A 15,494-nucleotide genomic window follows, 5' to 3' on the forward strand; every position below is an offset into this window, starting at 1 on the left:
CCATTTTGGGAGTGAAGTATATCATCACAGTTTGTTCAACCGAATCATTACAGCCTTCATAAACGCCTCTGAGCCTTATGGGATGGAGTCATAAGTGGACAGTACTAATGTCCGCGTCACGCTCTACTCAATCAATTTATTTGATGCATTATGTTAAACAAACGATATTTATTCTCATCTGGTAATGCGTAAAGTAGGGATAACCTAATGCTTGAACAGGCTTGCTTCATCATGAATGATGCCTCGCCTGCTGATAATTTCCCTGAAAACCAGGATAAACACGTCATGAAAAAGATCGGATTTTTGTCATTTGGTCACTGGACGCCGTCGCCGCAGTCCGGAACCAGTTCGGCCGCTGACGCGCTGCTGCAATCCATCGATCTGGCTGTTGCCGCCGAAGAACTGGGTGCGGACGGAGCCTATTTCAGGGTGCATCACTTTGCCCGCCAGCTCAGCTCGCCGTTTCCCCTGCTGGCGGCGATAGGAGCGAAAACCCGGAGTATTGAAATCGGCACTGGCGTTATCGACATGCGCTATGAAAACCCGCTGTATATGGCGGAGGATGCGGGTGCGGCGGATTTGATCTCCGGCGGGCGTTTACAGCTTGGTATCAGCCGTGGCTCCCCTGAGCAGGTGATTGATGGCTGGCGCTACTTCGGCTATGTCCCTTCCGAAGGGGAAAACGAGTCTGATATGGCGCGCCGTCACACCGAAGTGCTGTTGGACGTGTTACGTGGAGAAGGCTTTGCGGAACCCAATCCACAGCCGATGTTCCCGAACCCGCCGGGCCTGTTGCGCCCCGAGCCTCATTCCGACGGTTTACGCGACCGTATCTGGTGGGGCGCCGGTTCGAATGCGACAGCGGTGTGGGCCGCGAAATTGGGAATGAACCTGCAAAGTTCCACGCTGAAAGACGATGAAACAGGCGAACCTTTTCACATTCAGCAGGCAAAACAGATCCGTGCGTATCGCGAGGCCTGGGCGGAAGCGGGGCATACACGTACGCCACGTGTTTCGGTTAGCCGCAGTATTTTTGCCCTGATGAACGATCGTGACCGGATGTATTTCGGCTCCAGCCGTGACGACAGCGACAAGGTCGGTTTCCTTGATGAGAAAACCCGCGCGATATTCGGGCGCAGCTATGCCGCAGCACCGGACAAGCTGATCGAACAGCTGAAACAGGATGAAGCGATTGCTGAAGCGGATACTTTATTGCTGACCGTACCGAATCAGCTGGGCGTGGATTACAACGTACATGTTATCGAGTCCATTCTGCAACATGTTGCTCCGGCAATGGGCTGGCGCGACGAATAAGTCTGAAATGAAAAACGCCTTGCATGTTTTACGATATGCGAGGCGTTGAATCTGGATTCGCTGAGCCGCGATTGCCTTACGGGTTAGTCTGCGGCTGTAACTGATAGGTCCATGCAGTAACGTGCTGACCATCAGCCGTGGTCACTTCAACTTCAACGCGATCATAGCCATCTTCAAATTCATCCAATATTGGCCAGTGCGCCTCAAGTTTATCGGATAAAAACACGTAACCGTGGACAAGTGGTCCATCCTTATCCAGGACGATCCCCGGAAAATCCGCAGCGGCTCCCCAGCCACGCTCATAAAACGTGCCAGTCACATAACCCGGTAGCCATTCTCCGCCGATGTTTTCCAGAATATGGGCATTAGAGTGGCCCGGACGTAGCGTACCGTAGACAAACAAGCGTTCCATTATCCCTCGTTAGCCAAAGCAATAAATGCCCCAATATGCAGAGAAGAGTGCTCAAAATACGGGGTAATGATGAGGTTCGCAAGGAGTTGAAAGCGCTGATGGATTGGTATTGGGTGGTTAGGCTTTACGTGGGGGGCGGTTGTGTCAGGCGAGATTCAGTTGGAAATGCGGCAGTTGCGTCAGGGATTTACGGAAAATACTCCGGCATAAACTTAGTGCTGACTGTCAGCCAAGTGGAAGCAGACGTTGAACGCGTCACGATATGCTCATAATTGTGTTAGATCAACTAATGTCGAAACATTAGATTGTATGTACATAATAAATCTGTGAAAATGTTGTCAATAACTAGATGTAGTGTCCTTATAACATGCATAGAATTTTGGAGACTAAGAATGCCGCGCAAAAATCGGAGCAAAAATACAAATATCGAACTTACGTTAGAAGATGTTGAACTGATAAATAAAATTAAGAAATTTAAAACCCAGACCACCTGTTTTTTTAATAATAAAGGTGGTGTTGGAAAAACAACGTTGGTTGCGAATTTAGGTGCTGAACTATCGATTAATTTTGGCGCAAAAGTATTGATTGTTGATGCAGATCCTCAATGTAATCTTACTCAATATGTGCTAACAGATACAGAAACGCAACAACTTTATGGTCAAGATAATCCTGACAGCATATACACTGTCATAAGGCCATTATCCCTTGGTAAAGGATATGAAAGCGACCTCCCAATTCGTAATGTTGAAAGTTTCGGCTTCGATATAATCGTTGGAGATCCACGACTTGCTCTTCAAGAAGATTTATTAGCTGGTGACTGGAGAGATGCCAAGGGCGGTGGTATGCGAGGAATTCGAACAACATATGTATTTGCGGAGTTAGTTAAGAAAGCTCGTGAATTAAATTATGATTTTGTTTTCTTCGATATGGGGCCTTCACTTGGAGCAATTAACCGTGCGGTATTACTTGCAATGGAATTTTTTGTGGTTCCTATGTCAATCGATGTTTTTTCATTATGGGCAATTAAAAATATTGGGTCGACTGTTTCAATTTGGAAAAAGGAACTTGACACAGGAATAAAATTATCGGAAGAACCAAATGAATTATCGCAGTTATCTCCACAAGGGAAATTGAGATTCCTTGGATATGTGACACAACAACATAAAGAGCGTTCAGGATATGATACTGTTCATTTGGACAACACTGAAGAAATAAAAACCAAGCGTCGTGTTCAAGCATATGAGGACATTGGTGAAAGTTTCCCATCCAAGATAACTGAGTATTTATCAAAGCTATATGCAGCAAAGTCAATGGACCCACACTTAGGCGATATCAGGCATTTAGGCAGCTTAGCTCCAAAGTCTCAGTCTCAACATGTACCAATGATTTCCGTTTCTGGTACAGGAAACTATACAAGGTTAAGAAAAAGTGCGAGAGAATTATATCGTGATATTGCACGTCGTTATTTAGAAAATATTCAAGAAGCTAATAGCGAGAAATAATAATATGATTTACAATGAAGATTTAATAAATGATCTTGCACAACAAAAAGTTGTTTTGTTTTTAGGATCTGGTGTCTCTTCAAGTGTAAATCTAGACGCAGTTAACAGATTTAAAGGGTGGCCAGATTTTTTAGAGGACGCAGCCAAGGATAGAAATATCTCATTAAAAAGACAGATAAAAAATTTATTAAAAGCTAAAGACTATTTGTTAGCCTGCGAATTATTGCAAGCAGATTATGGCGATACGTGGGAAAGAAAAGTTACAGAAGAATATGGACGTGCGGCTCAGCCGTCTGTATTACATAAAGCTTTAATTTCTTTAAGACAAAGAATAATACTTACGACGAATTTTGATAAGTTGGTCGAAAGTGCATGGGCTTCATCATTAGCTGATGGTGAAAGACATTTTAAAGTAATATCAAAAGTAGATAACGATATTTTCAAGGTTTTAAAAGAACATGATACTTCTTATATCATTAAGATTCATGGCTCAATTGATGACGTTAGTAATATAGTATTTTCTCGTTCGCAATATATAAGACTTGCATTTGGAAATGAAAACTATTCATTGTTTTTAGATTCGCTTTTATTAAATTATACTTTTCTCTTTGTTGGTTTTTCAATGGACGATCCGGCTATTACATCATTAATGGAATTGTATGCATATAAATATCCTAAGTCACGTCCGCATTATATAATTACAAGCAATAAAATACCTCAAAACATTCGAGATATACATAGAACTCTGAGGAAGTTAATTGTTATACCATACGATCCAAAAAATAATCATGAAGAACTACCTAAGCTGATTAAAACTATGGTGGAAAAAGTAGATCTGAAGGTTAAAGCTAATATCGCAACATTGCTAGCAAAGACAACATGATTTAAGCCGTTTGAATCACTACGTCCAATTTAGACCTTTTTATACCATTTATATACCAAGGACAACGTCCCCCTTGTTTAAGGATAGCGTTGCATCGACCAGTTGAACTCACAGCTCTTAACCGACTGTCAGATTTAGCAACAACTAATCCACATAAGTGAAATTTAAATTACAGGATCGCTATTTTGTGCGGGCGAAAAAGAATCAAGACTACCTCTGTCGCTGAGTAGAATGAGATGCAAAAATTCGTGCAGCCCTATTATCTACAGCTTTACTCATTCCTATTGCGGTGTCTAAAACTTTCTCGGCATTATTTATCTGATAAATAATGCCAGATAGAGAAATTTAAAAATCAAAGAGAGTCTTGAAATTAATCCCCAACCCATCAGCAATAACCCCAATCACTTCCAGCACGCTACCAAAAGGCCGGATATGAGCAGGGTGGGGAAGGGAAGCCCACAAACGCACCGCGTTAACCGCTTGATATGAAGTAAGTTATCGGCACCTTTATCGCACGATAAGCAGCATCCCATCAAACGACAACGCCCCATGCGTTATCCATTCGGCAACGCCGCCATCGCCGTTTTCACCAGGCCCAGCAGCGTTTCGCGCGTCGCGCCATCCTGGGCCTGTAGCGAAATTCCCTGGATGATGGTGGAAAAGTAGGTGGCCAGGCGCGCGGTGTCGGTCTCCGTTGTCAGTTCGCCGTCGGCGATTCCTCGCTCCAGTCGCTGGCGGATCAGGCGTTCGGTGCTGCGCCGTAGTTCTCGCATGTGGTCGCGCAGGGGGGCGTTTTGTTCCTGGCAGTTGAATAGGCCCAGGCTGACCATGCAGCCGCCGGAGGATGGGCTGGCCAGCGCGACGTTCAGGCTGGCGAGCAGCATGCCTTTGATAGCCGCGCGTACGTCTTGCGTCTCGGCCAGCACTTTCATGCTGACGGCGCCCACCGTGGAGAGATAGAGGTCGAGCGCTTCCCGGTACAGGGCTTCCTTGGAACCGAAAGCGGCGTAGAAGCTGGGTGGGTTGATTCCCATGGCGCTCATCAGCTCGGCGAGCTGGGTGGCTTCGAAGCCTTTGGCCCAGAAGATTTCCATGGCGCGCTCAAGCGCGGCATCACGGTCGAAGCTGCGGGGGCGTCCTCGGGCCATACGGTCTCCTTTCTGTATTTTAGATTACATAATTATTGACGCTGCTCGCGTTCATGATAATACTGTAATTCAACTTACACAAATGGAGCAAGCCGATGTCCGATCATGCCGACGCCCGTATAGAGACCGTTCGCGAGTACTTCCGCAAGGTTGATGCGAAAGATCCTGCGCTGCTGGATCTGTTCACCGAGGATGTTGAGTTCTTCTTCCCCAAATTCGGCGCGGCGCGCGGCAAGGCGGCGCTGCAACGTTTCGCCGAACGCATCGCCAGGGACGCGGCGCAACTGACCCATGACATCGATGGACTGATCTTCACTGTGGACGGCGATCGCATCGCCGTGGAAGGGCGCGAGTGGGGCGTGACCGCGGACGGACGGTCATGGCCCGATGGAGAAATTTCGCAGGGGCGCTTCGCCAACGTGTTCGAGTTCGACGGGGCGCTAATCAAGCGGACCTTTATTTACGTTGATCCGGATATGACCAACGAGGACAGCAGGCGAGTGGCCTGGTATCGCGGTGAGCAGGCGCCCGCCGCCACGCCGCGCGAGATCGCCGCGCGCTACTTCGAGCGGGTGGCGAAGTTCTGGGCCGCGCCCGACGATCCGCAGGTATTGGCGGCGATCCTCGAACTGTTCGCCGACGAGGTGGACTGGGATATCCCCGGCAACCTGGAGGCAGTGCCTTGGATCGGCCCGCGCCGCGACAGCGAGGCGGTGGGGGCGTTCTACCGTGAACTGGCCGCGCGCATTACGCCGGAGCGTTTCGAGCTGCAACGGATTCTGGCCGACGACGATACGGCGGCGGCGCTGGGCGAACTGGCCTCCCGGGTTAACGCCACCGGCCGGCTTATCGAGTCGCCGTTTGCCATCGTGCTGACCGTCCGGGATGGCAGGATTGTGCGCTACCGCATGCTGGAGGACAGCCACGCCGTGGCGGTGGCTGCATCGTAATAGAGCAGTTAGACCGTCTCCTCAGGCTTTCAATAGGTTGAACCGTGCCGGTGCCGTATGGCGCCGGCACGTTGACCGGCATCGATTTGTGTTACTGGCATATCTTAGCGTCTTAAACGCCGGCTTGCTCATTATTTACCCCGCTCATATCCTTTAGCGCTTGTTCTACAAACAAATAGGCAATGCCCATGACCTGCTGTTGCCGGGATAATTGTCCGAAACCGATATTGGTCGCATTGGTTCTGACTGCGTCAGTGTGATCAAACGGATTAAAACCGGTCTGCTCCTGAATAATGCTCAACCAGGTTTCGCCAAATCCGCAGCTGCGCCCATACAGATATATCCGGTTGATATTCAGCGTATTAAGAAAGTTATACAGGCTCAGCCCTATGGCTCGCGCGGAATTATTGACCAACGGCTTCAGGTCTTCATCTCCCTGATGATAGCGGGCAATCAGCGATGCCGTGGTCGGCGTTTTGAGAACGCCATCTTGCAGGTGGTTGTGGGAATGGTTCTTTAACATCATGCGCGCTTTTTTCTTCAGCGCCGAGAGCGAGGCGACAGTCTCCAGACAACCATAGCGGCCGCAGGCGCAGGCGGCGCCGTCGGGATCGATAATGGTGTGGCCGATCTGGCCGCTGCCGTACAGACTGCCCCGATAGATTTGCTGGTTAATCACAAAAGACGAGCCGATGCCGTAATCCACGTTAATCACGCAAAAGTCCTGATGATTGGCGTCGTTTTGCCACTTCTCAGCCAACGCCAGCATGATGCAGTCATTGTCTATCAGCAGTTCGGTGTTCAGCCGTTCCTCCAGCAGGTATTTAATTTCAATCGGCGTATCCCACGGGGCCTGCGGCATATTTTGCGATACGCCGGTGACCGGGTTGACCTGACCGTGAATCGACAGCGCCAGGCGCAGCGGGAGCTGGCGGTGCATATGATGATATTCCCAATACAGTTTCTCGATCTCTTCCAGCAGCGCTTCGGGCGTGGTCGCCTTGATGGCGGTACGGCGTAAAGGCGATTGGGTGGTGATGAGTCCATCCACCAGTACGCTTTCAATCATATAGGGGGAGACATTCAGACAAAGAATATGCCCCGCCGGCGGACGTATCTGATAGCTTCCGCCGTTCAATCCACGGGCGTGCAGGTTTTCCTGCCGATGAGATATCCGGTTTTCCGCTTCCAGCTCGGCCAGAATTTTGCTGATGGCCGGAATGGAGAGCTTCGACAGCCGGGCCAGCGTTGATTTACTGGCGACCTTTTGCCGATACAGAATCTCCAGCAGCAGGGTTTTATTGTAATGGCGTATCCGATGATTATTCAGCCCGTAATAAGGCATTACACTAAACTCCGTTAACTATATTGCGTGACCGTTGTGCGAAACTCCCTCAATTCTGTCCCTTAAACTGGCACTAACGCAAATTTTAGTATGGGCGGTTAAATTTAAGGGGATCTATGAATCAGGTTAAGGTGTGGCAAGAAACCGTTGATATTCCAACCTATGAAGTCGGCTCTCAGGACGAAAATCCGATGTTTTTGGAGCATCGCGTTTATCAGGGCTCATCCGGCGCGGTTTACCCTTATGGCGTGATCGATACCATTACCGGCGAAAAGCAGTTGCGGCGCTATCAGGCGATCTATTTAGAAAACGACTATATCCGCATTATGCTGCTGCCGGAGCTGGGCGGTCGAATCCAGCGGGCTTACGATAAGGTTAAACAACGGGATTTCATTTACTACAACGAGGTGGTGAAGCCGGCGCTGGTCGGGTTGGTTGGCCCATGGATTTCCGGCGGTATTGAATTTAACTGGCCGCAGCATCATCGTCCGACAACCTATATGCCGATCGATTTTCAGATCCGGCGGCATGAGAGCGGCGCCCAGACCGTCTGGCTGGGAGAGATAGAACCCATGCGCGGCCTGCAGGTCATGACCGGATTTACGCTCTATCCGCATCGCGCGTTGGTTGAAATCGGCGTGAAAATTTATAACGGCAACGATACGCCGCGTCATTTCCTGTGGTGGGCCAATCCGGCGGTGAAGGGCGGCGATGACCATCAGAGCGTCTTCCCGCCGGACGTTACCGCGGTGTTTGATCACGGCAAACGCGACGTCTCTTCTTTCCCCATCGCCCACGGCACCTACTATAAGGTGGACTACTCGGCCGGCGTCGATATCTCGCGCTACAAAAATATTCCGGTGCCGACTTCGTATATGGCGGGCAAGTCGGACTATGACTTTGTCGGCGCTTATAGTCATGATGAACAGGGCGGATTACTGCATGTGGCCGACCATCATGTCTCGCCGGGTAAGAAGCAGTGGACCTGGGGTAACGGCGAATTCGGTCAGGCCTGGGATCGCAATCTGACCGATAACAACGGCTCGTATATTGAACTGATGACCGGCGTATTCACCGATAACCAGCCGGACTTCACCTGGCTGGACGCCTACGAAGAGAAGTGTTTCGTGCAGAATTTCCTGCCTTACAATACGCTGGGCGTGGTGCAGAATGCGAATACCGCGGCGGCGCTTAAGCTGGAGCGGCACAACGGGCGACTGGTCTGGGGCGTGTACGCGGTTTCCCCTTTGCCGGATACACGCTTGGTTATCCGTTCCGAGGTCGGTGACCGCCCATTGCTCGATCGCGTGATTACGCTTAGCCCCTGTGAAGCCGTTACCGGGAATCTGCCTGAAATCAACGATCGCCTGACTATTATGCTGTTCGACGCTCAGGGCCGGGAGATATTGAGCTATCTGGAGCATCAGGCGGAACCTGAACCCTTACCGGATCCGGCCCGCGCGCCGCTAAAACCGGCGCAGATTACCAGCGCCGATGAAGCCTACTTTATCGGCCAGCATCTGGAACAGTACAACCACGCCAGTCGTTCGGCATTCGACTACTATCAGCGCGGTCTGGCGCTGGATGCCGAAGACTACCGCTGTAATCTGGCGCTGGCGACGCTGGAATATAACCGGGCCGACTTCACCCAAGCGATTGCCTATGCCGATAGCGCGTTAAAACGGGCTCACCGGCTGAACGGCAATCCGCAGTGCGGTAAAGCCAGTTTAATTCGCGGCTGCGCCAATGAACGCCTGGGCCGGTTCGAACCGGCGTATAAAGATTTCTACCGCGCCACCTGGAGCGGCAACGCGAAAGACGGCGGATTTTACGGTCTGGCGCGTATTGCCACCCGCCGGGAAAAGTATCAGCAGGCGCTGACCTTCACGGAAAACAGCCTGATATGTAATGGCGCCAACTATCACACCATCGCGCTAAAAGCCCTGTTGCTACATAAACTGGATCGCGCTGAGCAGAGCATAAATTATATAGACGCTCAGCTTGCCGCTTATCCGCTGAACTATGCGCTTTATTACCTGCGTTTTATCGCAACCGGCGCAGCGGATGATGCCGATAAATTACGTCAGGTTACCGGCGGCAGAGGAATCAATGCGTTGTCTATTGCCGGTTGGCTGGTGGAGCTCGGGCAAAACGAACTGGCGTCGAACCTGTTAACCCTGCTGAACAGCCGCGAAACGCTGCCCTTGTATTTGCAGGCCAGCCTGAGCAAACATCGGCTCCCGACCGATGAGTATCAGGCTTTGCTGCAGCGGGCGCGAGCATCATTCAGCGATAGCGTGCGTTTTCCTAACACCCTGACCGAAGTGCGCATGCTGACGGATCTCAACGACTGCGCGTTCGCCCAATATTTACTGGGGTGTTTCCACTACAGCAAGCGCAGCTACGCCAAAGCCGTGGCGCTATGGGAACGCGCGGCTGAACTGGAGCCGGATTTTGCCGCCGTATGGCGTAATTTGGGCATTTACGCGTTCAATAAACAGCAGGACGGCGACAAGGCCGAAGGTTACCTGAGTCGCGCGGTCGAGCTAAGCCCGGGCGATGCCCGTCTGCTGTTTGAACTGGACTATCTGCGTAAGCTGCGCGGCGTGGCGCCGGCGCAGCGTCTGGCGGCGCTGGAACCGCTGCAATCCATTGTGCTGAAGCGCGATGACTTAACCGCCGAACTGCTTAGCCTGCTGCATATTTGCGGTAAGGCCGATCTTGCGGCGCGCATTCTGTCTGAACGGCGCTTCCATCCGTGGGAAGGCGGGGAGGGCAAAATTACCGGGCAGTATCTGATTAATCTACAGCGCCGGGCCTTTGACTTGCTGAACGCTCAGCAGCCGGATAAGGCGAAAATCCTCCTCCAGCAGGCGCTTCACTACCCGGAAAACCTCGGTGAAGGCCGTTTGGTCGGGCAGAGCGATAACGACCTCTTCTATTGGCTGGCGGTATGCGCGGAGCGTTTGCATGACGGCGTAACGGCGCAGGCGCTTTATCGCCATGCGGCGCAGGGAAGCGGGCAGATCGGGGAAAGTAAGTATTACAACGATCAGCCGGTGGATTATCTGTTCTATCAGGGAATGGCGCGGATTAAGTTGCGGCAACCTCAGCAAGCGGAACAGATCTTTAGCCAAATGCTGGACTGGGCGGATAAAGCCAAAGACCAGCGCTTTGAAGCCGATTTCTTTGCCGTTTCCCTGCCGGATCTCGTGGTGCTGGACAGCGACGGACAGCACAAACACCGTCAGCATTGTTTATGGGTCGAAACGCTGGCCTATCTGGGACAAGGCAAGAAGCAACAGTTCAGAACCTCGTTACAACAGCTATTGGCGCTGAATCCAAACCACGATAAGGCTCACCTGTTTAGCGTTTTAGGCGACAGTTTGCTGGACCGTGGCAATTCGTAAGCTCTGTCCATATAAGGATAAAGAGATGAATAATAATACTCATTTAAATATGCCCTACGTTTGGATGATCTGTTTAGTGGCCGCCTGCGGCGGCCTGTTATTCGGATATGACTGGGTGGTTATCGGCGGCGCGAAGCCGTTCTATGAAGCCTACTTCCATATTACCGACCCGGCGTTATCCGGCTGGGCGATGAGTTCGGCGCTGGTGGGCTGCGTATTCGGGGCGCTGGTTTCCGGTATTATCTCCGACCGCTTTGGCCGTCGCGTGCCGTTATTGCTGGCAGCAGCGATGTTCACCCTTTCCGCATGGGGAACGGCGGCGGCCGGTAGTTTCGATATGTTTATCGTCTACCGCATCGTCGGCGGTTTGGGCATCGGCCTGGCGTCCGCGCTGTCGCCGGTATATATCGCCGAGATCAGCCCGGCGGCAAAGCGCGGGCGTTTCGTCGCCGTGAACCAACTAACCATTGTGCTCGGCGTATTGGCCGCTCAGCTCATTAACCTGATGATTGCCGAACCGGTGGCCAGTCAGGCAACGCAGGCGGATATCTTCAATAGCTGGAACGGCCAGACCGGCTGGCGTTATATGTTTGGCTCCGGCATCGTTCCCGCGGTGGTTTTCCTGGTATTGATGTTCGTGGTGCCCGAATCGCCGCGCTGGCTGGTGAAAGCCGGCCGCTACGATCAGGCGAAGAAAGTGCTTAAACGTATTGGCAATGACGCCTATGCGACGGAAACGCTGGCGGAAATTCGCCAGTCGCTGGGGACGGAAAATCAGAAGGTGCCGCTGTCCGCCTTACTGGAGCCGAAAGTCAGGCCGATTATCGTCATTGGCATCGTTCTGGCGGTCTTCCAGCAATGGTGCGGCATCAACGTCATCTTTAACTATGCGCAGGAGATCTTCGCCTCGGCGGGGTTTGATATTAACGACACGCTGAAATCGATTGTGGCGACCGGCTTAATCAATCTGATCTTTACGGTTCTGGCCCTGCCGCTGGTGGATCGCCTGGGGCGCCGTAAGCTGATGCTGATGGGTTCGCTGGGATTGACCCTTATCTACGCCATGATCGCCGCCGCCTATGCGCTGGGGATTCTCGGCCTGCCGGTGCTGTTGCTGGTACTGGCGGCGATTGCCATCTACGCCTTGACGCTGGCGCCGGTGACCTGGGTGCTGCTGTCGGAAATATTTCCCAACCGCGTACGCGGTATGGCGATGGCGGTGGGTACGTTCTCCCTGTGGATCGCCTGTTTCTTACTGACCTATACCTTCCCGCTGCTGAACGCCAGTCTCGGCGCCTCCGGCAGTTTCCTGCTGTACGGCGTTATTTGTCTGGCGGGCTTTATGTTTATCAAAGCCAAGGTGCCGGAAACGAAAGGCATTACGCTGGAAGCGCTGGAGACGCTGTTGGCAGGAAATCGGGACGTTGACGCGCAGGCGAAAGCCGCGGTGAAGTAGCGTCGGCCGGCGACAGGATCGTTTACTTGATTTTGTCGCCGGTTGCGCCCGCGTCTTGTTAAATCAAAAAGTTATCATTGGAATTCGCCGTTAACCCGCAATACGGAGCATAGGCTGGCATGACCGATGTTATCGAACTCAGTAATTCGTTTCTCGCCCTGCGACTCCGCTTGCAGGGCGCCGCCGTTTTAGGGCTGGACGATTGTCGGCACGCCAGCCGGCCCTTGCTGCGTCCGGCGCCGTCGCCGGATGCTTCGGTCGGGGAGTGCAGCCTGTTTCCCATGCTGCCGTTGGCTAACCGGGTTGAGGGCAACGGTTTTATGCGAGAGGGACGTCGCTATCAACTGCCGTCCAGCCCTATGGATGAGCGCTTCTTCCTGCACGGCGACGGTTGGATTCGCGCCTGGACGCTGGTAGAGCGGCAGGCGTCGACGGTCTGTCTGGCGTTGGAATCGAACGTGCCGGGCCTGTACCACTATCATGCCTATCTCCACTATGGTCTGATGGAAAACGTCTTTTACGCCACGCTGCAACTGACGCATTTGGCTGAAACCCCGTTTCCTTACGGCCTGGGTTTCCATCCATTCTTTATAAAAACGCAGGCAACCGAACTACAGTTCGAGTGTGGGGGCTACTGGCCCGAACGGGAATGTCATCTGCCGGGGAAATGGCGCTCCGAGCTGCCGAACGCGCTGGACTTCCAGCTGCCGCACAATCCCGGCGATATCTGGATCAATAACGCTTTCTCCGACTGGCCGGGTTCCGCCCGCCTGTACGATGATATAGAGGGCCACGGCCTGACGTTATACAGCGATGCCGAATACCTGATGGTTTATCAGCCGGAAGGTAAACAGGCCGTGCCGTTTATTTGTCTGGAGCCGCAAACCCATCCGGTCAACGCCCATAATCATCCCCAACTGCCGGGGCTGAAACTGCTGCGCCGCGGCGAGACCTGCACGATGAATATGCGTATTGTTAGTGAGGCGGCGGGTTAAAATGGCCGGCTTTTCCCTTCCCGGAAAATTTATTGTATGTGATTGAATTTATTTATCTGCGTCAAGTAATAGCCGTCTGATATGAAACAATAAGCCAGGTGATTAATCGGATGGCTCCCAGAGTGATGAGATATGACTCACATTTCTGAAGAGGGAATTATTAATTCCCCTTTTATCTATTTTCTGTTTCGCTATTAATACCAAAGGGACTTACGAAGGGGAAAGAACGACATGAACAAAACAGAGTTCTCTCAACGTATTGCTCAATTAGATAATCTGACAGCGACGGATAGACGCATTATCGCTTATTTTGACAAACATTTTATGTCAATACCTTACAGTAAGGTCATTGACGTTTGCAAAGAAATAAAAATTGCAAAATCAACGCTGGGGCGTTTTATGGTAAAAATTGGGTTTAATGGTTTTCAAGATTTTAAACGGTCCACCATGAAGCCCGAATTTCGCAGAAACATTTCTCCAATAGAACGGTTCAATAGAGAGAATCATATTAATAGCGGGGCGGCGTATATTGAAGGATATTTCGAAAAAACAACGGAAAATATCAATAATACGCTAGCAAAAATCAATAAGAAGGATTTGGAAAAAACCATTGCGCTGATCTGCGATCCGGAGAAAAGATTGTATGTTATAGGAAGCGCTACCGCACATGCGCTGGCTGAGTACTTTTATCTGCTTGGCCGATATATCAAGAAAGATATCGTGTTGCTGGATGCCAATATTGCTAATTTGCCTCATAAGCTGGTTGATTCACGAAAGGGCGATGTGCTGCTGGCAATATCATATTATCGATTCTCCAGCGTAACCACCCGACTGGTAAGATGGTTTCATCAGAACCGAGGGGATACGGTGGTCATCACCAACCGGGAAGTTAATCCGTTCAGCCCTTTTGCCAGCGCGCTGCTGCTTATGGACAGCCAGAATAGCGGGCTTTTTAATAGCCGCAGTCCCGGATTCGTGCTGATTGAGGCGCTGGTTAACTATATGGGAGAAGTGACCGGCAATGAGTTGGGTGATAATTTCCATGTTATGGAGTCATTATTTGAGGAATTTAATGTTTTCAATAAATAGCTAATATCGGAAGTCTTTTTTAACGTTCATGTTTAATTCTGCTTCTCCGTATACCCAATAGATTTCAGGAGGCGGGCAGGGCGGCGCACGTCCGAAATTCAAAAACGGCGATAAATGCCTGCTATTTTTTTAATCAAAAGAGGTCTGAGCGATGAGTCATAAAGATAAAAAAGACGTGCCTGTTTGTCCTGAACAACAAATAATGGCAACCTCCCAGGGGCAATTGTCATTTCGTTCTTCCGGGAATGGCGACGTCATTATTTTTTTACACGGACTATTAGGCAGTTCTAAAGTCTGGCCGTTCCAGTTTGCCGCGTTGTCTTCCGCTTATAACGTGATCGCATGGGATGCGCCGGGTTACGGCGAGTCCACCCTGGTGGCGGCGGATATCGAGGCTTACGAACAAACATTGCATGAACTTATTCAGCGGATTGGCGATAAAAAAATCTCCATCGTGGGGCATTCCATGGGCGGGACGGTCGCCAGCCGCTATGTCGCCAGACATCCTGATAAAATAAAGTGCCTGGTGTTATCCTGCACCCACCCGGGCTATGGGGATCCGGAAACCGCGCCCGCCTCGGAAAAACTGGAAAAACGTCTTCAGGAGCTGGCCAATATTGGCCGTGAGGCTTATGGCCGGAATCGGGCGCGCGATCTATTACCTTTCCCCGATATCCCCGAGTCGATTTTGTCTTATGCGGCAACCATTGCTTCTGAAACGAATCCGGAAGGACTCAGACGCGCCTCGCGAATGCTGCAGCTTGCCGATAATCGCCCGCTGCTGCCAAAGATAGCCGTCCCGACGCTGGTATTAACCGGTGAAAAAGACCATGTCGTTCAGCCGAAGTTAAAAGCGGACCTGCTTTCTCTGGTTCCTTTTACCCGACATATTGAAATGCCCGGTCTGGCGCATGCGCCTTATTTGCAGGCGCCCGAGTATTACAACGCGCTGATTCATGAGTTTGTATCCAATGCTTGAATTATTCGGGG

At 51.2% G+C, this 15,494-nt stretch carries 12 protein-coding genes; 9 read left to right on the top strand and 3 right to left on the bottom strand.

Features of this window, described 5'->3' with window-relative positions; all coding sequences use genetic code 11:
- Positions 1–285 precede the first annotated feature (285 nt).
- Positions 286–1,314 carry an LLM class flavin-dependent oxidoreductase gene (locus tag DDT56_RS02250; protein ID WP_136164895.1) on the top strand — a complete coding sequence of 343 codons (1,029 nt, stop codon included), beginning with the start codon at positions 286–288 and terminating at the stop codon, positions 1,312–1,314.
- Between the two features lie 76 nt (positions 1,315–1,390).
- Here DDT56_RS02250 and DDT56_RS02255 read toward each other — a convergent pair whose 3' ends face one another.
- Positions 1,391–1,726, bottom strand: a complete 336-nt coding sequence (locus DDT56_RS02255) for a gamma-glutamylcyclotransferase family protein (protein WP_136164896.1) — start codon at positions 1,724–1,726, stop codon at positions 1,391–1,393.
- Positions 1,727–2,118: 392 nt separating this feature from the next.
- Between DDT56_RS02255 and DDT56_RS02260 the strand changes: the two genes are divergently transcribed.
- Positions 2,119–3,228, top strand: coding sequence for a ParA family protein (locus DDT56_RS02260; protein WP_136164897.1), 1,110 nt, complete (start codon positions 2,119–2,121; stop codon positions 3,226–3,228).
- A gap of 4 nt (positions 3,229–3,232) precedes the next feature.
- Positions 3,233–4,111, top strand: coding sequence for an SIR2 family protein (locus tag DDT56_RS02265; protein WP_136164898.1), 879 nt, complete (start codon positions 3,233–3,235; stop codon positions 4,109–4,111).
- Between the two features lie 554 nt (positions 4,112–4,665).
- Here the strand turns inward: DDT56_RS02265 and DDT56_RS02270 are convergent.
- On the bottom strand, positions 4,666–5,259 hold the full coding sequence (locus DDT56_RS02270; RefSeq protein ID WP_210416957.1) for a TetR/AcrR family transcriptional regulator: 594 nt from the start codon (positions 5,257–5,259) through the stop codon (positions 4,666–4,668).
- 95 nt (positions 5,260–5,354) lie between these two features.
- On the opposite strand from DDT56_RS02270, the gene DDT56_RS02275 reads away from it, so the two are divergent.
- A complete protein-coding gene (locus DDT56_RS02275; RefSeq protein WP_136164899.1) occupies positions 5,355–6,209 on the top strand; it encodes a nuclear transport factor 2 family protein in 855 nt (284 codons plus the stop codon).
- A 112-nt stretch (positions 6,210–6,321) separates the two neighbouring features.
- Here DDT56_RS02275 and DDT56_RS02280 read toward each other — a convergent pair whose 3' ends face one another.
- Complete coding sequence (locus DDT56_RS02280) at positions 6,322–7,554, bottom strand: ROK family protein (RefSeq protein ID WP_136164900.1); 1,233 nt, start codon at positions 7,552–7,554, stop codon at positions 6,322–6,324.
- 116 nt (positions 7,555–7,670) lie between these two features.
- Between DDT56_RS02280 and DDT56_RS02285 the strand changes: the two genes are divergently transcribed.
- From DDT56_RS02285 to DDT56_RS02305, 5 genes are all read left to right on the top strand, one after another.
- On the top strand, positions 7,671–10,964 hold the full coding sequence (locus tag DDT56_RS02285) for a DUF5107 domain-containing protein (protein ID WP_136164901.1): 3,294 nt from the start codon (positions 7,671–7,673) through the stop codon (positions 10,962–10,964).
- Between the two features lie 25 nt (positions 10,965–10,989).
- Positions 10,990–12,420 (top strand): sugar porter family MFS transporter, encoded by a 1,431-nt coding sequence (locus DDT56_RS02290; protein WP_136164902.1) that lies wholly within the window; start codon positions 10,990–10,992, stop codon positions 12,418–12,420.
- A gap of 119 nt (positions 12,421–12,539) precedes the next feature.
- Complete coding sequence (locus DDT56_RS02295; RefSeq protein ID WP_136164903.1) at positions 12,540–13,415, top strand: aldose 1-epimerase; 876 nt, start codon at positions 12,540–12,542, stop codon at positions 13,413–13,415.
- Between the two features lie 231 nt (positions 13,416–13,646).
- Positions 13,647–14,504, top strand: a complete 858-nt coding sequence (locus DDT56_RS02300) for a MurR/RpiR family transcriptional regulator (RefSeq protein ID WP_136164904.1) — start codon at positions 13,647–13,649, stop codon at positions 14,502–14,504.
- A 202-nt stretch (positions 14,505–14,706) separates the two neighbouring features.
- Positions 14,707–15,483 carry an alpha/beta fold hydrolase gene (locus tag DDT56_RS02305; protein ID WP_168197556.1) on the top strand — a complete coding sequence of 259 codons (777 nt, stop codon included), beginning with the start codon at positions 14,707–14,709 and terminating at the stop codon, positions 15,481–15,483.
- Positions 15,484–15,494: the final 11 nt, after the last annotated feature.

This window comes from Brenneria corticis, from assembly GCF_003115855.1.
GTDB classification, from domain to species: domain Bacteria; phylum Pseudomonadota; class Gammaproteobacteria; order Enterobacterales; family Enterobacteriaceae; genus Brenneria; species Brenneria corticis.